The 25,541-nt window shown below is 68.1% G+C and carries 20 protein-coding genes and 1 pseudogene; 12 read left to right on the top strand and 9 right to left on the bottom strand.

The genetic code is table 11. The features are described from left to right. Positions 1-33: 33 nt before the first annotated feature. The 4 genes from ACZOOI_RS15385 to ACZOOI_RS15370 all read right to left on the bottom strand — a co-directional run bounded on the left by ACZOOI_RS15385 (position 34) and on the right by ACZOOI_RS15370 (position 8,655). The gene (locus ACZOOI_RS15385; protein ID WP_465281201.1) at positions 34-3,171 is read right to left on the bottom strand and encodes a type I restriction endonuclease subunit R; all 3,138 of its coding nucleotides are present in this window, start codon (positions 3,169-3,171) and stop codon (positions 34-36) included. 51 nt (positions 3,172-3,222) lie between these two features. Next, positions 3,223-4,467, bottom strand: a complete 1,245-nt coding sequence (locus tag ACZOOI_RS15380) for a restriction endonuclease subunit S (RefSeq protein WP_465276406.1) — start codon at positions 4,465-4,467, stop codon at positions 3,223-3,225. Further along, entirely contained in the window at positions 4,464-6,455 is a 1,992-nt protein-coding gene (locus tag ACZOOI_RS15375; protein ID WP_465276405.1) for a type I restriction-modification system subunit M, read from the bottom strand. The genes ACZOOI_RS15380 and ACZOOI_RS15375 overlap by 4 nt, the downstream gene beginning before the upstream one ends. 76 nt (positions 6,456-6,531) lie before the next feature. Further along, on the bottom strand, positions 6,532-8,655 hold the full coding sequence (locus ACZOOI_RS15370; protein ID WP_465276404.1) for an N-6 DNA methylase: 2,124 nt from the start codon (positions 8,653-8,655) through the stop codon (positions 6,532-6,534). Between the two features lie 230 nt (positions 8,656-8,885). Here ACZOOI_RS15370 and ACZOOI_RS15365 point away from each other — a divergent pair, with 230 nt between their 5' ends. From ACZOOI_RS15365 to ACZOOI_RS15335, 7 genes and pseudogenes are all read left to right on the top strand, one after another. Continuing rightward, positions 8,886-9,074, top strand: a complete 189-nt coding sequence (locus tag ACZOOI_RS15365) for a hypothetical protein (RefSeq protein WP_465276403.1) — start codon at positions 8,886-8,888, stop codon at positions 9,072-9,074. Positions 9,075-9,230: 156 nt separating this feature from the next. Next, on the top strand, positions 9,231-9,722 hold the full coding sequence (locus tag ACZOOI_RS15360; protein ID WP_465276402.1) for a hypothetical protein: 492 nt from the start codon (positions 9,231-9,233) through the stop codon (positions 9,720-9,722). A 708-nt stretch (positions 9,723-10,430) separates the two neighbouring features. Continuing rightward, positions 10,431-10,508: pseudogene (locus ACZOOI_RS15355) on the top strand (RidA family protein); the annotation flags it as partial. Between the two features lie 49 nt (positions 10,509-10,557). Continuing rightward, on the top strand, positions 10,558-11,124 hold the full coding sequence (locus tag ACZOOI_RS15350) for a TetR/AcrR family transcriptional regulator (RefSeq protein ID WP_465276401.1): 567 nt from the start codon (positions 10,558-10,560) through the stop codon (positions 11,122-11,124). Positions 11,125-11,265: 141 nt separating this feature from the next. Then, the gene (locus tag ACZOOI_RS15345; protein ID WP_465276400.1) at positions 11,266-11,781 is read left to right on the top strand and encodes an SRPBCC family protein; all 516 of its coding nucleotides are present in this window, start codon (positions 11,266-11,268) and stop codon (positions 11,779-11,781) included. Positions 11,782-11,888: 107 nt separating this feature from the next. Next, a complete protein-coding gene (locus tag ACZOOI_RS15340) occupies positions 11,889-13,346 on the top strand; it encodes an MFS transporter (protein WP_465276399.1) in 1,458 nt (485 codons plus the stop codon). A gap of 94 nt (positions 13,347-13,440) precedes the next feature. Beyond that, positions 13,441-14,817, top strand: a complete 1,377-nt coding sequence (locus ACZOOI_RS15335) for a carotenoid oxygenase family protein (protein ID WP_465276398.1) — start codon at positions 13,441-13,443, stop codon at positions 14,815-14,817. A gap of 148 nt (positions 14,818-14,965) precedes the next feature. Here ACZOOI_RS15335 and ACZOOI_RS15330 read toward each other — a convergent pair whose 3' ends face one another. The 4 genes from ACZOOI_RS15330 to ACZOOI_RS15315 form a co-directional block, all read right to left on the bottom strand. Continuing rightward, a complete protein-coding gene (locus tag ACZOOI_RS15330; protein WP_395866630.1) occupies positions 14,966-15,226 on the bottom strand; it encodes a Txe/YoeB family addiction module toxin in 261 nt (86 codons plus the stop codon). 13 nt (positions 15,227-15,239) lie between these two features. Continuing rightward, entirely contained in the window at positions 15,240-15,497 is a 258-nt protein-coding gene (locus ACZOOI_RS15325; protein ID WP_395866628.1) for a type II toxin-antitoxin system Phd/YefM family antitoxin, read from the bottom strand. A 153-nt stretch (positions 15,498-15,650) separates the two neighbouring features. Next, positions 15,651-16,961, bottom strand: coding sequence for an SWIM zinc finger family protein (locus tag ACZOOI_RS15320; protein ID WP_465276397.1), 1,311 nt, complete (start codon positions 16,959-16,961; stop codon positions 15,651-15,653). 58 nt (positions 16,962-17,019) lie between these two features. Continuing rightward, positions 17,020-19,971 carry a DEAD/DEAH box helicase gene (locus ACZOOI_RS15315; protein ID WP_465276396.1) on the bottom strand — a complete coding sequence of 984 codons (2,952 nt, stop codon included), beginning with the start codon at positions 19,969-19,971 and terminating at the stop codon, positions 17,020-17,022. Positions 19,972-20,187: 216 nt separating this feature from the next. On the opposite strand from ACZOOI_RS15315, the gene ACZOOI_RS15310 reads away from it, so the two are divergent. Then, positions 20,188-22,380: a plasmid pRiA4b ORF-3 family protein gene (locus ACZOOI_RS15310; protein WP_465276395.1), complete on the top strand. Its 2,193-nt coding sequence runs from the start codon at positions 20,188-20,190 to the stop codon at positions 22,378-22,380. Positions 22,381-22,486: 106 nt separating this feature from the next. Here ACZOOI_RS15310 and ACZOOI_RS15305 read toward each other — a convergent pair whose 3' ends face one another. Next, entirely contained in the window at positions 22,487-22,930 is a 444-nt protein-coding gene (locus ACZOOI_RS15305; protein WP_465276394.1) for an ATP-binding protein, read from the bottom strand. A gap of 162 nt (positions 22,931-23,092) precedes the next feature. Between ACZOOI_RS15305 and ACZOOI_RS15300 the strand changes: the two genes are divergently transcribed. From ACZOOI_RS15300 to ACZOOI_RS15285, 4 genes are all read left to right on the top strand, one after another. Next, on the top strand, positions 23,093-23,935 hold the full coding sequence (locus ACZOOI_RS15300; RefSeq protein WP_465276393.1) for a helix-turn-helix domain-containing protein: 843 nt from the start codon (positions 23,093-23,095) through the stop codon (positions 23,933-23,935). After that, positions 23,932-24,123: a DUF397 domain-containing protein gene (locus ACZOOI_RS15295; protein ID WP_391586331.1), complete on the top strand. Its 192-nt coding sequence runs from the start codon at positions 23,932-23,934 to the stop codon at positions 24,121-24,123. Before ACZOOI_RS15300 ends, ACZOOI_RS15295 begins: the two co-directional genes overlap by 4 nt. A gap of 317 nt (positions 24,124-24,440) precedes the next feature. Then, positions 24,441-24,818 carry a hypothetical protein gene (locus ACZOOI_RS15290; protein ID WP_465276392.1) on the top strand — a complete coding sequence of 126 codons (378 nt, stop codon included), beginning with the start codon at positions 24,441-24,443 and terminating at the stop codon, positions 24,816-24,818. Continuing rightward, the gene (locus ACZOOI_RS15285) at positions 24,815-25,381 is read left to right on the top strand and encodes a hypothetical protein (RefSeq protein ID WP_465276391.1); all 567 of its coding nucleotides are present in this window, start codon (positions 24,815-24,817) and stop codon (positions 25,379-25,381) included. Before ACZOOI_RS15290 ends, ACZOOI_RS15285 begins: the two co-directional genes overlap by 4 nt. The last annotated feature ends 160 nt before the right edge of the window (positions 25,382-25,541 follow it).

Here is a 25,541-nt window from a genome sequence, read left to right as displayed (position 1 = left end):
GGGCTCGCAAATCTCGACTCGGGTGCATGACCGTCAGGCCACGTCGTCGATGCCCTCTTGGCGGCGGATGAGGTTCCATGCGGCGCTGCGGGCGCTCTGGTTGAGCGAGCTGCGGAAGCTCCCATCCTGGCCGAAGTACCGTCGACCCATGCCGGCGATCGTGTCGATGTGGTCGGCCATTTTGTCCTCGAATACCTCGTCGAAGACAACCCCGAAGTTCGACATGTCGCTGTTCGCGACCGCGGCCAGCCGGACCCGGTGATCCGCCACCGCCTCCTCGAAGGGCTCGATGACGTCCTTCTCTGTGAAGTCCGTGCCGAACTTATCGTTGAACTTCGCGATCAATTCCGACAGCAGCGACTTCTCGTCGTCGTGTGCACCGCCCGAGCCGTCGCCGAATCCGCGCAGCAGCGCCGCGCCTTCGGCCGTCAGGCTGACGTCGTACTCGCCGGTCTTCTCCACCCGCATGTGCGACAGATCGATCTCGCCGATGTCCACACCGCCGTCGGCGCGTCGCGGAAGCCGGTTGAGCAGGTGTCGGCCGTACAGGTGGAGCCGTTCGAGGTCGGCGTCCTGATACGGGACGATCTGCGCGAGGAATCCATACTTGCGGACGTAGTCGGTCAGGTCGGCCCGGAATTCGTCCGCGGCTTCGCGGTCGCTCTCCTCGTGGCTGTCGACGAGTTCGGTGAAGCGGGCGACAGCCGGGCTGAGATGCCGGTAGAGGTCGGCGTGCAGCCGTTCCCACTTGGCTCGCGAGCCGCCAGCCTTCTCCTCGGCTTCGAGGTACGCGGCAGCGAAGTCGTCCATCTCTCGGTCGACGAGGATCGGCGCGGACATCACCTTGCTCTGTGCGGTGTAGAGCAGATTGGGGTCGGAGGGCAACGCCATGGCCTCTTCGAAGAAGGGCCGGAACGAGTCCTGTATGTCTTCGGCGTCGTTCACGAAATCGAGGACGGCCAGGTCGCTCTGCGATTTGTTGTCGGCCGTCCGGTTCAGCCGCGAGAGGGTCTGGACAGCGGAGATTCCGGTGAGTTTCTTGTTGACGTACATCGTCGTCAGAAGCGGCTGGTCGAAACCGGTCTGGTACTTCTCGGCGACGACGAGGATGCGGTACTCCCGTTGCCCGGAACCGCCCGCGCGTATGGCCTTGTCGTCGGCGCGCGTGTACCCGAACGCCTTGGGCAGGGCACTTTCCGGCAGGCCGCCGTTCTCCTTGGACTCGGTGACTTCCTCGCCGTCGTACGTGAGCGTCCCCGAAAACGCGACCAGCACTCCCGGGCCCTGGTAGCCACGATCGCCGATGTACTGCTTGATCGCGCGAGCCATCTGCACCGCGCTGTGTCGGGACGCGGTCACCACCATCGCCTTGGCGCGCCCACTGAGGCGGCCCTTGGTATGGGTCGTGAAGTGCTCGACGATCACTTGGGCATGCTGGGCCACGGTCGAGTCGTGGGTGAGCGCGTATCGGGCGAGCAGAGAGTTGGCCCGGGAGGGATCGACCTCGCGGTCGTCCGGATTCTCGTTGACCAGCTTCCAGTACGTGCTGTATGTGACGTAGTTGCGCAGCGGGTCGAGGATGAAGCCCTCTTCGATGGCCTGGCGCATCGAGTAGGTGTGGAACGGTCGATACGTGGCCTCGCCGTTGATGTCGTCGAGGGTCCCGAAGAGTTCGAGAGTCTTCGCCTTGGGTGTCGCGGTGAACGAGAAGTAGGAGAGGTCCTTGCTGCGGCTGCGCTGCAGAGCCTTCTTCTTGAGCTTGGTGGCGGTGTCGGCCCCTGCGCCACTGCTTGCCGGATCGGCCTGGACGGACACCGCGCCGTCGTCGTCGGCATCCGCGTCGAGACCCAGGTCGCGCAGGGTGGTGCGCACGGCGGTTGCGGCGTCGCCGGACTGTGAGGAATGAGCCTCGTCGATGACGACCGCGAACTTGTTGCCCTGGATCTCCGTCGGGTTGCGCCGGAGGTAGTCCATGAGGGCAGGGAAGGTGTGCAGCGTGACCGTAACGATCTTCCCGGTCTCACGGGAGAGCGCCCGTGCAAGCTGCTCGGACTTCGCACCATGTTTCTCGTCGATCTTCACGACCAGGCCGGCGGTCTTCTCGAAACTGCCGACCGTTTCGCGTAGTTGAGCGTCGAGGTTGCGGCGATCAGTGATGATGATGATCTTGTCGAAGACCGGGCTGCCCGGCTTGACACCGTTGGCCAAGGCTTCCGGGGAGAGCGAGGCCGGGTCGTTGGGCGTGTGCAGCGAGGTGAGCCGGTGCGCGAGCCAGCCAATGGTGTTGGACTTGCCGGATCCGGCCGAAGCCATGATCAAGTACTGGTGGCCGGGCCCGTGATACGCGGCGTGCGCCGCGAGTTTCTTGACAACGTCCCACTGGTGGTAGCGGGGGAAGATCGTGACCTTGCCGGACTTAGTCTTGTGCTGATGCACGAAGCGGTCCAGCAGGTCGAGCCAGGTGTCCGGCTGCCAGATCTGTTCCCACAGGTACGACGTGGCGTACTGGCCGCTCGTCGGTGCCGGGTTCCCCGCGCCACCCGGCTTGCCCGGACCGTCCGAACCGGTGTTGAAAGGCAGGAACTTGGTCTTTGCGCCGCGCAGTTGCGTGGCGACGAAGACCAAATCGGGGTCGATGGCGAAGTTCGCGATGACGCGCTTGGTGAAGATGACCTCGGTCGGGTCCCGATCCTCGCGGTATTGCCGCTTGGCGTGTTCGACGCCTTGACCGGTGAGCGGGTTCTTCAACTCGGCCGTGGCGAGGGGGATGCCGTTGAGGAAGAGGGTGAGGTCGAGCCGATTGCCGGCGTCGGCCTGCTTGGTGGCGTAGGCGAGTTCGCGGACGACGGTGAGCCGGTTCGCCCGGTAGTTGGCCATGACGGACTCGGAGGTGACCAGGTTGGGTCGGAAGTATGCGACCTTAATCAGAACGCCGCGGTCTTTGACGCCTTTGTGCAGGACATCGAGTACGCCGTCGGTCGCGATGGCTTGGTCCAGCCGCTTCGCGAATCCGTACTGCGCGGCGTCGGGGTCGTTTCCGTAGAGGCTGAGGAGTTCGTTCCAGTCGTCGGCCTGGGTGGCGCCGATGAAGGTGAACAACTCACCGGTGTCGAGCGCGAGATCGGGCCGGTAGAAACGCGGGCTCGCTTCACGCCAACCGTGCGCGCACATCGCGGCAACGACCGCATGGCCAAAGGCTGATTCATCGTAAGGACTCACGGGCTACTCCGTTACCCCACGGCCGGAAGCTGTGGAAACGTCGAACTGGCCGGTGACAGCAGCGGTGATGAGGGCTTGACGGCGCTCTAGGGCAAGCACGTTTGAGCGCTCGATGGCGGCTTTCAACGGGCGCATCGCGCGAATCCCGTTTCCGATGGAGCGTTGCTCGTCTGTCGGCACGACGGGGACAGGAATCCGGCCGAAGAGGTCCCAGTTGCGGAAATCGACAGCCCGTTCGCGAGTGCTGGTAGCAAAGAGTCCCAGGTAGTTCGTTACAGCGAGGACCCGTAGCAGCCGCCCGTAGAAGAGCGCATCGCCGCCGCGTGCAGGCACACAAACATGGTAAACCGGGCTGCAGTTGCCAGAAACCTCGGCAGTGCCGATGGCACCAGCGAAGCCATCGAGCCCATGGACGACTACGTCGCCGTCGCAAACATACTGCCCCTGCGCTTCCGCACTGGCTGACAATGTGTAACCCTCTGCCCGACGCAAGTCGCGTGAGGTGACCTGACCGTCCCTAAAAGCGGTGATCACGGGTTGGCCAGCCCTCGGAGGACGTGCGACCTTAGTCATAAATCGGCGGATCGGCTGCACTTGCGCTCCGGTCGCCGCATGGGTGATCCTGCTTTCCCCGATATACCCAAGAATTCTGGCTTCGATTCGCTCGTCCAACAAGGAGACTAGCTTGCGTTTTTTGGAGATCAGCGAGTCAATTTTTCCGACTTCGAAGTCGAGGAATTTGGAAATTCGTTCTTGCTCATCGTTTGGGGGAAGGACAATCGGAAGGCGCTTGATATCCCACTGGAAGAGGTGCGGGACCCCCATACCGTCCTTGGCGGAACCGATATGGCCCTGGATCTTGCTGCCTGCGATTACATAGTGAAGATAGTTCGGGTGCACGGCATGGCTTCTGATTACGGCAATAGATCCGTTTACGGTTGCCGGTCGGGGCAAACGCCGAACAATATTGACGATGCCGAGTGTATTGCCGTCTTTAGCGAGCACGATGTCGCCTGGTTGGAGTTTGAGCTCCGGAGACTCCTCATATCGGAATTCGGAAATAAAATTGACATTGTCGTAGTCGATCTCTGGGTTCTTAATATTTGGAGTCGCGAGAAATGCGTAGCCGTCTTCCTGATATTCCTGCGCTGTCAAGGCCTTCCAGCCAATTCGGGCATTGACTGTCGCGACACGGTCCAGGCGCGAGACCTGCCAACCCTGAGGGATGGGAAATTCGGTGGCTGTCACTCGGTCACCTCACCCAACAACGCCTGGATCTCCGCCTCTACTGCCTTCAGCTCCGCGTCGATCTCTGCCAGGGGCCGTGGTGGCTCGTACACGTAGAAGTGCCTCGTCGCTGGGATCTCGTAGCCAATCTTCGTCTTCGAGTGGTCGATCCACGCATCTGGGAAATGTGGCAGGACCTCACGCTTGAGGTACTCCTCCACGTCCTCATCCAGCGCCACGTTCTCGTAGTCGCGCAGTTCCGGATCCGGCTCAGTGGCCCCCTTGAGCACCTGGGTCTCGCCCTCCGGATCCCGGACACCCACCATCTCGCGCAGCGCCTTACCGAATGGTGCGCCCGACGGCCAAGCCATGCCGACCGCCACCACGGCGTCCTTCAGTGCCAGGAACGCCGCCAACTTCGTTGACCACTGCTCGCCCACCAGTGGGCGCAATGCCTCTGCGAACTTCTCCGCGTCCGTCGCCTTCTGGACCGGCTTCGAGTTGGCCAACTTGGCGAGCGTCTCTTCCGTCACCTCGAACCGCAGCTTCAGCGGTCGCTCGACTGTGATCCGCCGGTACCCGAAGTCCTCGTTGCGGAGGACCTTGACCTTCCCGTGTAGTGGGTGCTCCGGGACAGCTGCCACCGCGATGGCCTCGCCGTAGAGCCGCGTGATTTCCTTGATGTGCTGATCGCTGAGCTTCTTGCGTTTGTCGCCCAACGACTTGCGCATCTTCTCCCAGTAATCGCGCGCGTCGAGCAGCACAACCTTGCCCTTGTGGTCGGGCGCCTTACGGTTGGTCAGGATCCAGAAATACGTCGAGATGCCCGTGTTGTAGAACAGTTGGTCCGGGAGAGCCACCACGGCCTCCAGCCAGTCGTTCTCCAGGATCCACCGCCGGATGTTCGACTCGCCCGATTCCGCCGCGCCTGTGAACAACGGCGAGCCATTAAAGACGATGGCGATGCGGCTACCGCCCGTACCGTCCGGGTTCACCGGCTTCATCTTCGAGATCATGTGCTGCAAGAAAAGCAGCGACCCGTCGTTGATACGTGGCAGGCCAGCACCGAAGCGGCCACTTTCGCCGAGCGTTTCGTGTTCCCTGATGACCTCGGACTGCACCTTCTTCCACTCCACCCCGAACGGCGGATTGGCGAGCAGGTAGTCGAACTGCTTGCGAGCATGCCCGTCGTCCGAGAACGAGTTCCCGAACTTGATGTTGTCCGGGTTCTGCTCCTTGATCATCAAGTCCGACCGGCAGATCGCCCACGACTCCGGGTTGAGCTCCTGCCCGAACACCTCGACCCTGGCGTCCTTGTTGTACGCCGTGATGTGTTCCTCGGCCGCACTCAGCATGCCGCCTGTGCCGCACGCCGGGTCGAGCACCGTGCGCACCGTCCCCGGAATGCTCAGCACATCCGCGTCCGGTGCGACCAGCAGGTTGACCATCAGCTCGATGACCTCGCGCGGCGTGAAGTGCTCACCCGCCGTCTCGTTCGACTGCTCCGCAAAACGCCGGATCAGCTCCTCGAAGACGTACCCCATCTGGTGGTTGGAGACCTCTTCGGGGTGCATGTCCAGGTCGGCGAACTTCCCGACGATGAGGTACAGCAGGTTCGCAGCGTCGAGCCTCTTGATCTGCTGGGCGAACTCGTACTTCTCCAGAACCTCGCGCGCGTTCGGCGAGAACGCCGCCACATACTGGGCGAGGTAGGTCGCCGCGTGCTCGGCGTCGTTGGCGATCTTCTTGAGCGTGTACTCGCTCGTGTTATAGAACGCGTGTCCGGATGCTCTGCGCAGGAAGCGGTCGGTGTCGATCTCCTGCCCCGCGAAGTCCGCAGCACGGGCAATCACCTTGTCGCGTGTCGGCTCCAAGACGCACTCAAGCCGCCGCAGCACCGTGAACGGAAGGATCACTTTTCCGTAGTCGGCCTGCTTATAGTCGCCCCGCAGCAGGTCGGCGACCGACCAGGCGTGGTTGGCGAGCTGGGTGTGCTTACTGCTGTTCAAGAGGTTCAGTCCACCTGTTCTGCTCGGTCATTCGGCACGTGAAGTATTCGGGTGCGGCGGTCCATAGCGGACCGTGTCAGCGATTGCCGCCGGTTCTGCCGTGCGGCGGGAGGAGTGCTCCGCTGGTGAGTCCGACCCCCAGCTGTCCCGCAGTCTCGTCGGCCAGCGCCGCAGCGCGTGTCGCCGTCGCTCGTAGGTCCTGCAAGCGTCGGAATGCTTGTCCATATTCGCGTTGTTCGCGTAGCGGGAGCAGCGGAACGCGCAGACGGCGGGCGTCGACACGGAGGATGGTGCTGCCGGTGGCGACGCCGTGGACATTTTCCTCGGCCGTGAGGAAGCCCGCCAGGAACCACGGGTCCAGCCGTTCCGGGTCGGGGCGGATTAGCCACAGGCTCGGGCCGAGGAGAGCACCCTCGTCTTGCTCATCCGCCACCCGCGCGATGGTGCTTCTTGGGTGCAGGTGCTCGTGCATGATTACGTCGCCTGCCCGAATCTCCAGCGACTTGCCGGAGCGCTCGTCGTCGACCACGCCCGATGGGGCGCGCTGGTTGGTGACGTCCGCGCTAGTCAGCATGGCCTCTTCAGCGGTGGCAGAACCAGTCGTCGACGTGTCGCGTTTTGGTACCGCCCTCGTTGTCCCCCCGCGGTGTACCGCGAGCGCTCCGCCGCCCGCCAAGTCGGCGACGGTCGCGGTACGCCACACCCGGCGCTCGTCACCCACAGGTGGCCAATCGCCTACCTTGGCCAATGCGGCGAACTCGCCGACTGCCTTGGCCAGTCCGGTACTGACCTCCCGAGCCCGGACGGCGAGTTGCTCGGGTGCGACATCGCCTGTTCCCACCCGCACGTGGCGGGCCGGGGTGAGGTCCGTGGCATCGTCGAGCAGGTCGACAACGGGGACGGCGCGCGCCGCGCTCGGTTCGCCCACGAAATCCTCAGGAGCGGCCCGGAACTCCCGCCAGTGCCGGGTGGCCGTCTTGCGAACCGCAGACAAGTCCATCTCGCGGTCCAGTCCGCCCGACGCAGTGTCGACGAAGAGCACCGGTGCACTTCCGGCTCGCTCGTCCACGGGCCGTTGCAGAACCCACACGTGCAGGCCGACGTGGAACGGCTGCGCTATCCCGGAGGGCAAAGCGATCACTGCGCATAGTGCTCCCCGACGTACGAGTTCCGCGCGGATCCGGCGCCCGGACGTCCGTTCCGCAGCCGCTGGAGGCAGCAATACGGCTGCTCGGCCTTCCGGCTCCAGGTGAGCCAAACAGTGTTGAATCCAAGCAAGTTCGGGTTCGGCTCGCGGCGGCACGCCGTACGCCCAGCGTCCGTCGTAGACCAGTTCCTCATGACCCCAGTCGCGGTCAGCGAACGGCGGGTTGCACACGACCGCTTCAACCTCCAAGCCCGCGAAGGCGTCGTGGCGCAGGCTGTCGCCGTCGCGGACCTCGGTCGCGGCGTTCGGGGCGAGCACACCGAGCCGTACCGCCGCAATGGCCGCTATCCCGGTCACGAGGTCCTGGCCGTAGGCCCTGGTCTGCAGTCGCGAACCGGGCCCGCGTTGTGTGCCGGCCGCTGCGGCCAACAGCAGGCGGCCGGACCCACAGGCCGGATCCAGCACGCTGTGTGGAGCGCTGCCGTCCCTCGCTGCGACCAAATCGGCCATGAGCGACGCCAATGGTTGCGGGGTGGTGTAGGCGCCGCGAACACCGCTGTCGTGCCCGATGCCTTCCGCGATCGCCTCGACTGCCGTAGTCGCGTCGGCTTCCTGCGTGCAGGTCAGCAGGGCCCTCAGCACAGGCACGTCGTCGGCGCCGAAGGCACGCGCCGCCGGTACCCCCGGTACGCCGGAGGCGTGTTCACTGACGGCGTCCCAAGCTTGGCGCGGCAGGCTCGCGTCGCGTAGCAGCAGCATTTCGCCGACGGCTTTGGCGCCCATGCGGACTGCGGCGAGCACCAGTGCGGTGAGCGGGACCGAGATCGTCCCAGCGACGGGGTGCTTGCGCAGCTGAGTCCTGAGCTCGTCGCCGGGGGACGTGGCGGGGAGTTGGCCGCGTGCGGCCAGCCAGGCCTCGACGGCCGACAACGAGTACAGCGGGCTGGCGTCCGTCCCGCTGGCGGGCTGGGGGAAGTCAGCGTGCCGTCGCCGCCAGTTGCTCACCGTGGCACGGGTGACCCCGGCAAAGCGGGAGATCTCGGCCGCGGTCACCAAGGGCGCCGGGGCAGTCGTCCGGGGCATGAGGGGGTCCTGTCGCTGGCGGTCTGTGGTCGACCACTGTACACAGTTGCTGCCACTAACAGAAGTAATTGACAGCGCTTTCACTTCCTGTTCCGCAGGTAATGCTTTCATCCGAGGGATCGATGCACAGCCGTCCAAGCCGCCCTCCCATCGCAGTTCCGATCCGCCTCGGGGTCGCCGTGAACCTTCATCAAGCGACGATGGCCACGATCGCCTCCGGCACCGACCTGCCCTCCACGTGTCCCGACACCCGACCCGCGATCGACGGATGGCGCGGTGGCCGGAGCAACCAGTGGATCCGGGTCAACAACGACCGGGACACCGAACACGCCCCCGAAGCATGGCTCCAGATCACCGAACCCGCCCGCGATCTCCTGCCCGCCTGCTGATCGCCCTCGCCTAAACGATGACGCGGGTCTGCTCCGAGAACCGCAGGCGGTCCGTGCCCGGACCCGGAGGATGGGCCCGTGGCTCCGAGGCACGGTGAATCTCCGGAGGCGCTGGGTGGCCGAGCGCCCCGGGGCCAGAGAAAGCAGAGGAGCGGGATGGAACCCCGCAGCGCGGCAGCCATGGGCCAGGATTTCCCGTACACCCGCAACACCCTGCGCTACATCGAGATATCCGAGAGCGGCACGGTGCCCCACGGCACGGCCCTGGACCTACGAGCGTGCCCAAAGCGGAGAATCCCGGCTGATCACAGCATGGCCCGGCGAGTGGGCAAGCCACCTTTCGTCATCGACGACCTCGACGAGTACGCCCGCGCCCACGGCCTCATCCACGACCCAGAACGCACCGGACTCACCGATCACGAACACACGGCGCGATGGGAACTCGACCCCTCCGAGAAGAAACCCGTGGGCGCCTACATCACCATTCGCGCCCACCGCGACTGCGGCTGCAGCGTCCACGACCTCGACGCCTTCGCCAACCAGATGCGAGACCAGCAGGGGTGGGACATCCCCACGACTGGCCGTTGGGGAGGAAGCGGCACGGCCGGGACCTACATGCGTGCACGCCGCAAGAGCCTGACCTCGTAGCGGTGCTGCGCAGGCCCTGCTGTACAGCAGCAAAGTACAGCAACCAGACCCTCCAGCAGTGACCGTCAATGAACCTGGCACCACCTCTGACCTGCGCAGATGACCCCAGCAACCGGCCTGCGCATGATTCGGGACGAAGAGGCCGTGGGTTCAAATCCCGCCACCCCGACTCGGATTGGAGACCCTTCCGGAATTTCCGGAAGGGTCTCTTTTTTGCGTAACAGCGGCCACGGCTCCACCAGGACGAGCACGCCGAGGCCCGAGCAGGCCGCCGCCTTGCCGACGCGGGCGCGGGGCTTTCTGCTTCTTCTTCGAGAAACCGGACTTCTTGCCCTTCGCGCCCGGGGTCGCGGACCCGACCCAGGTCGGTTCGGCCGCCGGGTACTCCTTTGCGTCAGGCTTCAGGAGGCGGCGCGCGACCGGATCTCCTCGATCCCCCGCGTAGCCCTGGAGCAGATGGCAGAAAGCCCATTTGTCGGCGACATCGGAGAAGAGCCGCCGCGCCGGCAAGTGCGCGCGAGTCGGATCCGGCTCGTCGATTGGGCCGTGAACTGCTTGGTCACCTTCTGGTTCCTCTCTCACCGAAAAGTGCGTTCTTCCACGTCAGCGCACACTCTCCTATGGTTCCTTAGTAACCGAAGGAGAGCTATCGGGCCTCGATTCGGTAGGCGCGGGCTGCGGCCCGCAGGACAAGGAGGCGGGCAACATGGCACGCTGCTGGGCGTCGCGGCGCTGGACGTCCCCGAGCACCTGGTCGAGGTCGAGGCGATCGCCGTCATCGACTGACCGGCACGCGGGGGTTGACGTCGAATAGTGTGAGTGATTGAGTACTCACATGAAGACGGGTACGCGCCGAACACTCTCCACCGCCGACGAACGCCGCGAGACGGTGCTGCGCACCGCCATCGGAGCGTTCGCGGCGAAGGGGTACTACGGCACAACGACCACCGAGGTGGGCAAGGCCGCGGGCATCTCGCAGGCCTACGTGTTCCGGCTCTTCCCGAACAAGGAGAGCCTGTTCGTCGCCGTGGTCGAGTACTGCTTCCTCCGTGTCCGGGAGAGCCTGGAGCGCGGCGCGGCGGCGGCCGAGGGCAGCTCGCCCGAGGCGGCGCTGTCCGCCATGGGCGAGGCGTACGCCCGCCTGATCACCGACAACGACCTGCTCCTGGTGCAGATCCACGCCCAGGCCGCGGCGGCTTCCGAGCCCGCCGTGCGCGATGTGGTGCGCACCGGGTATGCCCGGCTCGTCGAGTACGTGCGCGGCGCCTCCGGGGGCGACGACGCGCAGGTCCAGCAGTTCTTCGCCCGCGGGATGTTGTGCCACCTGGTGTCGGCGATCGGCGCCGACGAGGTGGAGGCGCCGTGGACACGCACACTCTCGGCCGGCATCCGGCACTACTGACCCGTCCGAGCCACATCTCCACGTCGCACCACACCACCGCCTGCGGTCGCCTTTTCGGGCCAAGTTAGTGAGTGGTTGATTACTCATCTAAGTCCGCGATTTCGCCGCACCTCAATCCACCCCACTTCCGAGGAGTCCCCCATGTTCGCCGCCGCCATCGCCATCGCCACCGCCCTCCCGCTCGCCTTCTCGCCCGGCGGACACAGCCCGATCGGCATCGACGAGAAGGCACCGGTCATCACCCGCGACGACATCACCATCCACGCGCCACTGGACCGGGTGTGGCGGATCCAGACCGACGTCGAGGCATGGCCGACCTGGCAACCCGGCGTAAGTTCGGTGGTCAAGCGGACGCCGGGGCCGCTGCGTCCGGGATCGTCGTGGGTCTGGTCGACCGAGGGCCTGGAGGACATCACGTCCACGGTCGAGCAGGTCGACCCGAAGCGGCGCATCGTGTGGGGCGGGCCGGCCCAGGGCATCACGGCGGTCCACGTGTGGACGTTCACCAGGACCAGGGAAGGCGTGCGCGTCCACACCGAGGAGTCCTGGACCGGCGAACCCGTCGAGGCGAACAAGGAGTTCCTGCAGCAGGCGCTCGACGGCTCGCTCGATCACTGGCTGCGCAACCTCAAGCAGCGCGCGGAGCACTGCGACTGACACGGCGCTCGCGGGCGGCCCTCAGAGGCGTTCTTTTGGCGGCCGAGAATGATTGATCGATCACACACTGGCGTCACATCGAGACGACCTCGGAACAGGAGTCCCCCATGTCCTCGGCACCCCTCGCCCAACCGGCGGACCCGCCCTCCACCGCAGCGGATCCGGCCGCCGGCCCGGCCGGTCGGGTGCTGGCCGTCCTCGCGGCAGCGCAGTTCGCGGTGGTGCTGAGCACGTCGATCGTGAACGTCGCCCTGCCGCAGGTCCGCGACGGGATCGGCCTGTCGGGGGACGGGATGGCATGGGTGGTCAACGCGTACGGCCTCGCCTTCGGCGCGCTGCTGTTGCCCGGCGGGCGGCTCGCCGATCTGTTGGGACAGCGCCGGGTCCTGCTCGCGGGGCTCGCCGTCTTCACCGCCGCGTCGGTCGCGGCGGCATCGTCCACCGCACCGTGGTTGCTGATCGCCGCGCGGGCCGTCCAGGGGCTGGGCGCCGCCACGATCGCACCGGCCGCGCTGGCGCTCGTCATGCGGACCTTCGCACCGGGGCGGGCGCGCGGCAAGGCGCTCGGCGTGTGGGGCGCGGTATCGGGGGCGGGCGGCGCCGCGGGCGTCCTCCTGGGCGGCGTGCTCACCGAAGCCTTCGGCTGGCGTGCGGTGTTCGTGTCGGTCGCGGTGCTCGGCGCCGCCGTGCTGGCCACCTCCGCCCGGCTGCTGCCGGGCACGCAGCCGGCCGGGGACCACGGCACCCGCTCCTTCGACCTCGGCGGCACCGCAACGGTGACACTGGCACTGGTCGCCCTCGTCTACGGCTTGACCACCGCAGGCCGCGACGGCTGGACCGACCCCCGGGTCCTGACCGCGATCGCCGTCGCCGTTCCCCTGCTCGGCGTGTTCGCAGTGCTGGAACGGCGCCACAGCGCACCGCTGTTGCCGCCGCGCCTGCTCGGGTCCGGCGCGGTCGCTCCGGCGAACCTGGTGATGACGCTGCTGGGCGGCGTGTGGGTGGGCCTGTTCTTCTTCCTGCCGCTCTACCAGCAACAAGCCCTCGGATACACGCCCTTGCGGGCCGGTCTCACCCAACTCCCGCTTGCCGTGACCAACATGGTCGGCGCGGCTGCCGCGCCACGGCTCGCCCGGCGGTACGGGCCGGGCGCCGTGCTCGCGGCCGGCATGGCCACACTCGCCGGCGGCTTCCTGTGGCTCTCCCGGATATCGGCGGACGGCGGCTTCCTCTCCGATCTCCTCGGCCCGACCGTCGTCATCGGCCTCGGCCTCGGCGCCGCCTTCGTCCAACTCACCGGCGCGGCCGTCGCCGGAGTCCCGACCGCCGACGCGGGGTCGGCCGGCGGACTGGTCAACACCACCCGGCAGATCGGCGGCGCGCTGGGCCTGGCCGTACTCGGCACCCTCGCCACCGCGCGCACCGATGCCGCCGGATCGGCGGTCCCCCACGAGGTCGCGCTCACCGACGGCTACCGCACCGCCTTCCTGGTCTCCGCGGGCATCGCCGCCGTCGGCGCCCTGCTGACTCCCCTGCTCACCCGGCGGACCAGGCCGACTCCCTGAACTCCGCCTCGGCCGAAGCACGCCCCCGCACCTCGCCCGACCCGCAGACCCGAGAACCGCACACCCGAGAACCGCAGACCGGAAGGAACCCGACATGAACACCACCGCCGCAGGCCGGCCCGCCGCCCGCAAGCCCTACCTCACCGGCCACTACGCCCCCGTCGCCGACGAGATCACCGCCACCGACCTGACCGTCGAAGGCACCCTCCCGCCCGAGCTCACCGGCAGCCTGCTCCGCGCCGGCCACAACCCCAAGCCCGGCGTCATCCCCAGCCACTGGTTCAAGGGCAGCGGCATGGTCCACGGCATTCGGCTCCGCGACGGCCGCGCCGAGTGGTACCGCAACCGCTGGGTGCGCACGCCGGCCCTGGACGGCGCGCCGTACATGACCGAGCACGGCCCGGACTACACCGTCAGCACCGCCGGAACCCACGTCATCGAGCACGGTGGCCGGCTGCTCGCCCTGTGCGAGTCGGCGCTGCCGTACGAGCTCACCCCCGAGCTGGATACCGTCGGCGCCTACGACTTCGGCGGCAAGCTGAAGTCCTTCATGACCGCGCACCCCAAGGAGGACCCGGCCACCGGCGAACTGCACTTCTTCGCATCGTCGCCGTTCCCGCCGTTCCTCACCCACTACGTGGTCTCTCCGCAGGGCGACCTGACGCTCGGCCAGGACGTCCCGGGCGCGTCCGCCGCGCTCAAGCACGATTTCGCGATCACCGAGCGCTACGTCGTGTTCCTCGAAGGATCGGTCACCTTCGACCACACCGAGGACTCCGGCATCCCGTACAGCTGGAGCGACGCACAGCCCTGCCGCGTCGGCGTCATGCCGATGGGTCCCGGCGGCGCGGCGAACATCCGCTGGTTCGACGTCGGCGCCGGGTTCGGTATGCACTTCGCCAACGCGTACGAGGACGCCCTGGGCCGCATCGTCGTCGAGGGCGCGACCGTCGACCGCACCGGCTGGCAGCGCTCCTGGAACTGGTGGGTCGGCGCACCGGGTCGTGGTGCCGAGCCCAACTCCGGTTCCCGTAGCCGCCGGTGGACGATCGACCTGGCCGCGGGCGTGGCACGCGAGGAGCAGACCGACGACCTGATCGTCGAGTTCCCGACCATCAACGAGACCCTGCTCGGCCGCCCGCACCGCTACCAGTACGCACTGGCCTTCCCGGACGACGACGGCGTCGGCAACCACACCTTCGTCAAGTACGACCGCGCCACCGGCGCCCGGCAGCTGCGCCCCATCGGCGTCGGCCAACTCCCCAGCGAGGCCGTCTTCGTCCCCGCCGCGCACGCCGCCGCCGAGGACCACGGATACCTCCTCAGCGTCGTCAGCGACCTCAACACCGACAGCTCCCGGCTCCTGGTCCTCGATGCCCGCGACCTGACCGCGCCCCCGGTCGCCACCGTCCACCTCCCCCGCCGGGTTCCCGCGATGATCCACGGCTCCTGGATCCCGGACGCCCGCTGACCCGCCCCTCCGACTCCCCCGCGGCCCCGCACACCAAGTGCGGGGCCGCGCACGTACCCACCACACGAAACAGCTCGCCCCGAGTCGTCACCGAGCAACGACCCCTGGACGCGTACGCCGTCCATGAGCTTGATCCGCTCGGGTCGGGTCAGCTCTCGTAGTGGTAGCGGCACTGCGCGATCAGAACCGTGTCCTCGGTGGCCTTGTAGATCAGTCGGTGCTCGTCGTTGATGCGGCGCGACCAGTAGCCCTGGAACCCGTGCTTGAGCGGTTCGGGTTTGCCGATCCCCTCGTTGCCCGTTCGGGAGATATCCGCGATGAGCGTATTGATGCGCTTCAGGACCTTCCGGTCCTGAAGCTGCCACCACAGGTAGTCCTCCCAGGCGCGGGAAGAGAACGTGATCTTCATACGCCGCCGACCCTCACTCGTCGGCCGTCAGTTCGCGTACGGTGCCGCCGCCGTTCTCCAACTCGTCGATGGAGGCGAGCAGACGCCGGGCGTTCGCAGGGCTTCGCAACAGGTAGGCGGTCTCCTTCAAGGACTCGTAGTCCTCCAGGGAGACGATGACGACCGGGTCGTGTCCGGCTCGGGTGATGACAACCTCTTCGCGGTCGTCGTTGACGGAGTTGAGCACCTCGGCATAGCGCGCGCGAGACTCGGAGTACGTCATGGTCTTCATGGCCCACCCTCCTTAAGTACAAGAAACTGTACGTCGCCTTTGGTGGGGCGGCAAGTCTCCGGGCGACACCCTCGGCCGGGCGCCCCGGACGCATGATCCGCGCACGCCGGGCAACTCCGCCGTGACCAGGACCCGCGCGGTCCGAGGGCGGCGTCAGAGGTCGAGGAGGGTGGTCAGGACGATGGCGGGGTCGGCGTCGGGTGGGCCGGCGGGGCACCAGGTGCCTCGGTCCTTGGTGTACGGGTACCACAGGCCGTCCCGGCCCAGGCGGAGTTGGGCGGCTCGGCCCTCGACGGTCCAGCGGTTGCGCCGGGAGTGGAGTCGGGGTGGCTTGCCGTCGGGCCAGTTCGCCCGCAGCGCCTCGCGGTCGCGGTCCAGGCGGGTGGCGGGTGGCGTCCAGTGGTTTTCCAGCACTTCCAGGGATGCCGCGCCGCCGTGCCGCCACGCGCGGGTGGCGAGGGCGAGTTCGCCGGGGGTACGGCCGCAGTTCGAGGAGATCCGGGTGAGGACCTCCGGCGTGGGGTGGGCGGCCGCCAGGCGGACGGCATCCTGCCATTCGGTGAGCGGGAGGGGTGGGGCGGTGTCGGCGTGCCGCTCGCCGAGAGCTGCGGCCAGCAGGTGATGGGCGCGCGTCGCGGCGTCGGCGGCGAGCAGTTCGAGCGCGGCGGGGTCGACACCGGGCTCCGGGACCGCCGAGTCCACCAGTGCGGGGCCTCGACCGGGCCGTGCGGGCAATGGCGGCGGCGCGGGCAGCGGCAGCAGTTCGGTGCGGGAGGCGAAGGCGAGATCGGCGCGATCGACGGCCCGGGCGGCCGGAGATACGGCCGGGCCCGCGCTTACGGCGTCGGCCGCAGATTCGGCCGCCGCGCGAGCGGTGTTGCGACGGCCGAGCTCGTCCATCAGTTCCCGCTCGCCGCGCCCCCGCAGGAGCAACAGCACGAAGGGGTCGCGGTCGAGCAGTCGGGCGACCTGGTAACAAAGGGCAGCGGCGTGTTTGCAGGGGTAACCCCAGTCGGGGCAACTGCACTCGGGATCGAGGTCGCGGGGGCCGGGCAACAACGGGACACCTGCGGCCGCGGCATCGTCGGCGAGCCCGGCGGGCATCTCGCCGTCCAACAGTGCGGCGATGTTGGCGGCTCGCTCGGCGATCATGTCGAGCAGTCGGTCCCACTGCCGGTCCGTCAGCTGCTCGACCCGAACCGTGGAGCGGTACGGGGTGCGGCGGCTACCGTGCACCGGCGCGGCGGCCATGCCGCGGTTGATGGTGACCCGATCCACCGCACCGTCGCGCGCGTAGGTCCGGCCGCGCTGGAGGCGCCCGGGGTCCAGGGAGGACTCTTCCAGGGCGCGCAGCCATTCGCGGCCCCACCAGGACTCGGCGAACGGCGCTCGGCTGCCCTTGGCGGGCGGAAACGCCTCGAAGGTGCGGACGGCTTCCTGGTCCGACCGGATGCGCTTGGTCATCGTCGCGTCCTTCGCAGCGTCATCGGCGTGGTTTCCGGGTCCGACCCGGCATGCCCGGTCATCGTCCCGTCCTTCGCAGCGCGACCAGTTCGGCCAGTTCGTCGTCGCCGAGTTCGCTGAAGGCCGCCTCGCCCGAGTCCAGCACCGAGTCGGCCAGTTCGCGCTTCTGCCGCAGCATCTCCGCGACCCGGTCCTCCACGGTCCCCTCGGCGATCAGTTTGTGCACCTGCACCGGCTGGGTCTGTCCGATCCGATAGGCGCGGTCGGTGGCCTGGTCCTCCACCGCCGGGTTCCACCAGCGGTCGTAGTGGATGACGTGTCCGGCCCGAGTCAGATTCAGGCCGGTCCCGGCGGCTTTGAGGGACAGCAAAAACACCTTCTTCTCGCCGCTCTGAAAGGCGTCGACCATCTCCTCACGGCGCTTGACCGTGGTGCCTCCGTGCAGGAAGAGGGTCTCCACACCGCGATCCGCCAAGTGCCGCTCGATCAGCCGGCCCATGGCCACGTACTGGGTGAAAACCAGGACCGATCCCTCCTCCGCCAGGACGGTGTCCAGGAGTTCGTCCAGGAGTTCCAGTTTCCCGGAGCGGCCCGGCAGCTTCGCGCCGGCCGGCTCCTTCAGGAACTGCGCGGGGTGGTTGCAGACCTGTTTGAGGCCGGTGAGCAGTTTCAGCACCAAACCGCGTCGGGTGATGCCCTGTTTCCCCTCGATCTCGGCCATGAGCTCGCGTACCAGGGCCTCGTACAGCGAGACCTGTTCCTTCGTCAGCGACACCGGCTGATCGGTCTCGGTCTTGGGTGGTAGTTCGGGCGCGATGCCGGGATCGGCTTTGCGCCGGCGCAGCAGGAAAGGGCGAACGAGCGCCGCCAACCGCCTGGCGGCCTGCTCGTCGCGATCGCCCTCGACGGCCTTGGCGTAGCGGTCGCGGAAGGAGGTGAGCGTGCCGAGCAAGCCGGGGGTGGTCCAGTCGAGCAGTGCCCACAGCTCGGACAGGTTGTTCTCGACCGGGGTGCCGGTCAGCGCGACCCGACCCCGCGAGGGGATCTCGCGCAGCGCCCGAGCGGTGTGCGCGTACGGGTTCTTGACGTGCTGCGCCTCGTCGGCGACGAGCAGGCCCCAGGGCTGGTCCGCGAGGCGTTCGGCGTCACGGCGCATGGTTCCGTATGTGGTCAGGACGAAGCCGCCCCCGGCTCCCGCCTCGAGCCCGTCCAGGTCGCGGCCGGGGCCGTGGAAGCGGCGTACCGGGGTGGCCGGTGCGAAGCGCCGGATCTCGCGCTCCCAGTTGCCGAGCAGAGAGGCGGGACAGACCACCAGGGTCGGGCCGGCGGTGGCCTTTCGTTCCTGGCGGCGCAGGTGGAGTGCGATGAGGGTGACGGTCTTGCCCAGGCCCATGTCGTCGGCGAGGCAGCCGCCGAGGCCGAGCGAGGTCATCCGGTGCAGCCAGTTCAGGCCGCGCAGTTGGTAGTCGCGCAGGGTCGCGAGCAGAGCCTTCGGGGGTCCCTGAGGCTCGCGCGCGGCGCGGGCTTCGGGGTCGGCGATCCGGGACCGCAGCTCCTCCAGTACACCGCTCGCGGTGACCGCCACCCGTTCGCCGTCCACCTCGACGTCGCCGGTCAGCGCGGCGCCCAGCGCGTCGATCGCGGTCAGCGACGGTGCCCCGGACTGCGCGGCCCGGCGCAGGCGGCGGACCAACTCCGGGTCCACGACCACCCACTGGTCGCGCAGCCGCACGATCGGCCGGTGTGCCTGGACCAGCCGTTCCAGCTCCTCCTCGGTGAGTTCCCGGTCTCCGAGCGCGACCCGCCAGCGGAACTCCGACAGACCGCCGGAGGACAGGAAGGACTCGGCCGAGGACCGTGTCCCCTTGCGGCGGGCGGGTTCCAGGACCCCGGCGGCGGTCAGCTCGCGGACCAGCTCCTTGGGCCAGTGCACGGCGACCCCGGCCGCGGCAAGGCTCTCGGCCGCCTCACCCAGCAAGGCCCGGGCCTCCTCGTCGGACAGCTCCAGGCCGGTCGGGGCGGCCGCCTCCAGCAGCCGCGCGGCCGGAGGCCAGCCGCGCGACGCTCGGCGCAGCGTCAGCAATGTGTCCACCCGAGCCCGTGGGCCGAACAACTCGGGGGCGAAGGCCCGGCCGGACCACAGGTCCGCGGCGTCGGCGAGCACGGTGGGATCGCTGAGGCTGCGTAGTTGGACCACGGCTCGGAAGGAGTCCGCATGGCCCAGTTCCAGCCGCAACGACACCGCCAAACCGGCGTCGCGGCCGGCGGCGACCTCCGCCGCCCAGACACGCTGCCGGGGTACGGACTGCGGCGCGCGAACCGCGAACGCCGGTCCGCCGGCCACCTGGCGGGCAGCGGGAGGCCGCGTGAGGGAATCGGCCACAGCATCCAGGAAAGCCCGTAGCAGCGGCTCGGCGGGCGGCAGGGCAAGCGGGGAAAGCCCGGGGACCGCGACCGCGCGGGCCTCGGGAGGCATGGCCGCGGCCAGGGCACCCAGCCGCTCGTGGTCGTCGACGTCCAGCGGGCCGACCCGCCACGCGTCGAAGCCCTCCGGTGACACCCCGGGCAGCACCCGGCCCCGGGCCACCAGGTCCAGACCGTGCAGGGCCGCCGTGCCCCAGAACGCGGTGCCGGCCGACACCCGCCCGCCGCCGTGCACACCAAGCGCCCGGCAGCGGGTCAGCAGCGGCAGCGCCTGCTCCACCGGCAGCAGCACGGCGCCCACCCGGGCCCGGCTCACGGACGAGCCGCGCGGGCGCACCACGGTGAGTTGCTCGGCTTCCACCCCGAGATCCGGCGGCTGGCCGCCGGATGTCCAGAAGGCCACCCGACCCGTCCGGGGCGGGTCCGCGGGAAGAAACACCGCCTCGCCCGCGGCGAGTTCGGACAGCAGAACGGGCAGTTGCTCCCGGAACGCAGGGGCCGCCCAGGACGCGGCCGGCCCGCCGGATTCGGCCGGGCGTACGCTCACGGCCTCCGCCGACGGGTAGATCTTCGCCACCACACCCACTCCGCAGATAGGTCGGAACGGCGCGGAACCCGCGCGAACCCTTGGCAGGTCAAGGCTATCCACACAGGTGGACAGCACCTGTCAAATGCGACTTCGCCCACTCGGCGCAATGCGAGAAAATAACGCCGTCAGCATCGCCTTGCGGCTGCTGTGCATTTTCGACGCAGCCCCCACTCCGGTGCCGGAATCCGCCTCCGCTTCGAGGGAACCTTCGCCGTGACCGCCGAGCCCGTGCCCACCTACCAGCTCAAGATCGCACTGCGAGACACCAGTCCGCCGATCTGGCGCCGGATCACCTTGCCCGCCGACACCTCGCTCGGCTCCCTGCACGACATCGTCCAGGTCTGCTTCGGCTGGGACGACTCCCACCTGCACTGCTTCGCCGAACCCGACTCCGACGTCGGTTTCGTCGACTTCGACGCACCGTTGGACCGCGACCCGAGCCGCGACTTCGACGAGGAATCCGCGTCCGTGGCCGAACTTCTGCCCTTCGTGGGAAGGCGGTTGGAGTACACCTACGACTTCGGTGACAACTGGCGGCACCTGATCACCCTGGAGAAGATCCTCCCCGCGTCCTCCGGCGGCCGGCGCGTCCACTGCACCGGTGGACGCCGCGCCATGCCCTCCGCCGAGGACACCGGCGGCGCCTGGGCGCTACAGGGCGTACTCGACGCCGTCGAGAACCGCCCGGCACCGGCTCCCGAGCCGTGGACGGACCGGGTCGAATCCCTGCGCGAGGGGGGATTCGATCCCGCTGCCTTCGACCGCGCTGCCTTCGACCGCACGGCCCTGGACCGGCAACTGGCCGCCCTGGAGCCGAGGCGGCCCAAGGCCACCCCGGCATCCGGGTCGGCCAAGGACACCCTCGACGGGCGGCGCTGCTCCTGCGGAGAGATCCACGACGACGAGGACCTCGACGTGGAGTTCGCCCCGGTGCGCCCGGTCACCCTGGCGCCGCTCGCGGACCTCGCCGACGCCGCACGGCAGGTGCCGCTGATCGACGCCGCGCTCCGCCTTGCCCACTGGTGCGAGGGCGGACGAGCCGTCACGTCCCGGGACGTGCTCAAACCCGCACTCGGCCGCCGGGCCGTCCAGGAACTCGAACTGTGGTCACTGGACGACGAACTGGGCGCACTCCAGCCGGCAGAGCGCGACAAGCGGCTCGGGCGCCTGCGCAGCTCCGGCGACCTGCCCTGCCTGGACGACCCCTGGCAGCTTGCCCTGTACACGGGTCTGCTGCGGATCGGCGCAGGCACCGCACGTCCCGGGCCCGATCTGCCCGCCACGGCGGAGGACGAAGGAGTCGTGGAGTTCTGGAGCCGGTCGCTCGACGGCGAACTCGACATCCTGGACGACCTCGAAAGCCTCGGCCTGCCGCCGATGTTGTCGGTCGCGCTCGGCCTGGAGGACGAGGACAAGGACAAGGACGGCTACGGCCACGGCCTGGCGGCCGTGGTGCTGCGGGCGCTGTACGAGGTTTCCGACGGCGAATGGCTGGACACCGCGCTGCTCGCCGAGGCTCTTCGCGACAGCGCTCTTGACGACGGCCTCCCAGAACAGGAAGCCGGATTGGTCGAACTGCTCCTCCGGCGGATCCTCGACCAAGCGGCCGTGGTCCTCGCCGAGTACCGGGCGGCAGAGGTGGAGGAGGAGACGGATCGGGAGTTCGACCACATCCGCTTGCACGTGCCCGGTCTCCAAGGAGTCACCGCCGGCGGCATCGACCTCGCCCTGCCCGGGATCCGGCTCAGGCTGACCCCGCTGGGACGCCACGGTCTGCGCGAGTACCTGCTCACCGAGGGAGTCCCCGCTCCGCTGATCGGCGAACTGGCCACCGCGGACGCCCCGACCCTGTTGGACGGCCTGCTCGACTACGACGAGGACGCCGCGCGCGCCGAGATCGCCGGCTGGATCAGCCACCGGGGTCAGGGCCCGGCCGCGGTCCAACTCATCGACTCCTGCGCCGGACTGGACGCCGACGCGGCCCTGCGCCGGCTGAGCGCGGCAGCGGTGCTGGCGCAGCTCGACGAGCCCACAGCGCTCAGGGTCCTACGCAAAGCCGCGGCCTCCCAGGTCCCCGGCTGCGCCCAGATCGCGGCGATCACGCTGGCCGGCCGCGGCGAGCTTCCCGAAGGACACGGCACGGAACTGCAACTCTGGTGGCTCGTGGACCATCTGTGGGGTCCCCTCGGCGTCGCCGACGAGGCACTGGCCACGTTCCTGGACCAGGAGGGGGACTCGCTGCTGCCCCTCCTCGATGAGATCGCCGACGACCTGTGGCGCTGCGACCACCCGGCCACCGGCGCCGTCCTGGAAGCGGCGGGGCGACACCTGAGGACTCGGGACAAGGCGCTGGCCAAGCGGCTGCGCAGGTCCGCGACCAAGGTCGGATCCCGGCGCCGACGGTGAGGTCGGGCGCATGGGACGCCTTCACGATGACCGAGGGAATCGGCTTGGCAGCGAAATCGGCGGCAAACAGCCCGACGACCGCTTGCGAGGTCGCCGGGCCGTCGACTCATCCGGGCTCGGGGGCTTCCTCTTCGTGGGTGTTCATTTCCGCGAAGACGATCTTGCCCGGTCCTGGTCGCTCGGCTACTCCCCAACAGGTCGCGACGGAGTGGATGATGAGCAGGCCGCGACCGCTCTCGGCGTCTCCGGTCGTGGCAGGTGCACACACGGGTCGGGCGGGGTGGGCGTCGGCGACCTCGACTCGCACAACGCCGGTCGCGCTGTCGTAGGCAAGTCGTAGCGCGAAGTCGGTGTCCGGAACGCAACCGTGCAGCACGGCGTTCGCGGCGAGTTCTCCGACCACCAGGGCCACCGTTTCGGATGCCCTGCTGCCGTACGGGATGCCCCAGGTCGCCAGCTGGTACGTGGCGAGACGACGTGCCTGGCGCGCACCGCTCCCGGTCGCCGCGAAGCGCCGGGTGAACACGCGTGCGGTGGCGCCGACTTGCATCAGTGGAAAGGTCATCCCCCAGAGTTCGCAGCTCGACGGGGCCGAGAACAGGGATTGTGCCAGTACAACCGGATCTGTACTGGTTGACCATATGGACTGGGCGAGTAACCCACCGTGACAATGAACCCCGTTGCCGGGGCTCGGGAACGGAGGGTGGCAGGGATGACGGCGGAGAATGGCGGCAGGTGCGGTGAGCCCGAGTTGTCGGACAGTCTCAAGACGTTCGGGGTGGTTCTCAAGGCTCTTCGAGACGAAGCCGGGCTGACACAAGAGGAGTTCGCGCCACTCGTGGGCTACTCGGGGCACTACGTCGCCAAGATCGAGCAGGGCAAGCGCTTCCCGCCCAAGGACTTGGTGACGCGCTCCGAAGCGGCGCTCGGACCGACCGCGGGGCGCGTGCTGAAGGCCGCGGCGCAGAGCTTGTCGCGCAAGGCGGGATTGGCGTCGTGGTTCCGGCAGTGGGCGGGGATCGAGGAGGACGCGGTATCGCTGTGCACATACGAGTGCCGGGCGGTTCCAGGACTACTGCAACCAGAGACGTATGTCCGAACCATCTTCGAGCGTAGGCTGCCTCCGCTGTCCGAAGACCAAATCGAACAGCAGGTGGTCGCTCGACTCGAACGACAGCGCCTACTGATCGAACGACCGAACACGGCGTTCAGCTTCATCATCGAACAAGCCCTGCTGGAAAGGCGCTTGGGAGGCGCGGGAGTCACTCGTGCCCTGCTGGACCACCTCCTTGCACACACCAAGCTGCGCAACGTGGAGCTTCAGGTCATGCCTTTGCGTCAGGAGGACCACGCGGGCATTGATGGTCTCATTTATCTGGCCGAGACCACCGAGCACAACTGGGTCGGATACTCCGAGGGCCAACAATCCAGCGTTCTGATCACAAGTCCGAAAGACGTGAGCGCGATGCTCCAACGCTATGGCAGGCTGCGCTCGCAGGCCCTCGGCCACGATGCCACGGTGAGCCTGTTGGAGGAGATGCGAGGAGCGCTATGAGTACCCCAGAGTCGACATGGTCCAAGAGCAGCTACAGCGGCAGCTCCGGCGACAACTGCGTCGAGGTCGCCGTGCTCCCCGAAATGATCCATGTCCGAGACTCCAAGGACGTACGCATCCAGGCCCTCGTCGTCTCGCCCACCGCGTGGTCCCGCTTCACCGCGCACACAGCAGGCAACCGGGGCTGAGTACCGCGACGGTGGCCAAGCAGGTGGCCACCGTCGCGGCGAGGCCGCCGGCCGCGACTGCCGCGCGCCCGATGCCCATTGCTTCGCGAATGTCTCCACCTGTCGCTCGCGCGGCGGACGACCTCACGACGCCGATTCCACCGCGACCGCGATACGTCGAGCGATTTGTCAACGAACCGAACGCTTGGCGCTGAATAGTCGCAAACGCGCGCGGAGCGCCCCGCTGCCGGCTACCGTTGAGGGTGGCATTTCGGACGCGAGGGGGAAATCGCGTGGATCCGTTGACACTTGCTGCGGCATCCGCAGTGGTCGGGGCTATGGCGACGCAGACCTGGGAGCAGGCACGCCAGGCCGTGGTGGGGTTCTGGCGGCAGCGCCGTGCCGAGGAGGTCCCGGCCATCGAGGCGGAACTGGCGCACTGCCGCACCGAGGTAACCGAGGCGCGTGCGGTCGGGGACGGTTCCGTCGAAGAGGCCCTGATCGGCGACTGGCAGCGCAAGCTCAGGCGGCTGCTGTCCGAGGACCCGTCGCTGCGGGCCGAGTTGCAGCGTGTCCTCGATGAAGAGCTGACTCCGTTGCTGCCCGACGCCGCTCGCGCCGGCATCACCAACATCCGGATGAGCGCCAAGGTCTCCGGCCACGGAGCGGCCTATCTGGCCGGTCGCGACATGACGGTCAAGAAGACCTCGTCATGACGCAGCCACCGCCGCCGTCCCCGGGCGAGGACCCCGCTCGGTCGGACATGCACGCTTCGGTGAACGATCACGCCTCGGCGTACCTGTCCGGCCACGACATGACCGTGGACAACAGTTCACGCACCCACCACAACAAGAGCATCGTCAAGCAGTTGGGGCCTCTCACACTGGTCATGCTGGTCACGGTCGCCGTGGCCGCGATCGTCGCCGTGGCGTGGCTCGTCGGGCGCGTGACCGAGGACGACGGCAAAACGCCGGCCGCGACCTCGGCCAACACCGAGATCACCATCGAGCCGAACTCGGGTCCTCCGGGGACTCCGATCCGGATCTCGGGCACCGGGTTCCAGCCGGGCAAAATCGTGCAGGTGATCTGCCAGGATCCGATGAATCCGCAGCTCGGCGAGTTCCGCGCGGCTGCGGATGGCTCGTTCTCCGGAAAGGCCGTCATCCCGAACGACGATTGGATCAGGAAGGTCGGCGTCCAGCTCGCGATCGTGGCGGCGAGCGGCCAGGCGCAGGACTCGGACCAGCAGGGCTTGACGTTCTTCACCGTACGGCGTTAGGCGATGGCGCATCTGCGCAGGTGGGCACGGTTGGCGCACGCCGTGTAACGCCCGGTGGAGCCGCGGTCGAGGTCCGAGCCGTGCACGCCTCCGGCCGTGCACGGCTCCGGCCGGCGGGAATCAAGCGGCCCATGTCTATGGTTGGTCGGTTGGTCCGCTT

The organism is Embleya sp. L77 (genome assembly GCF_055557415.1).
Note: the sequence above shows the minus strand (reverse complement) of the source record. Positions and strands in the feature narration are given on the sequence as shown.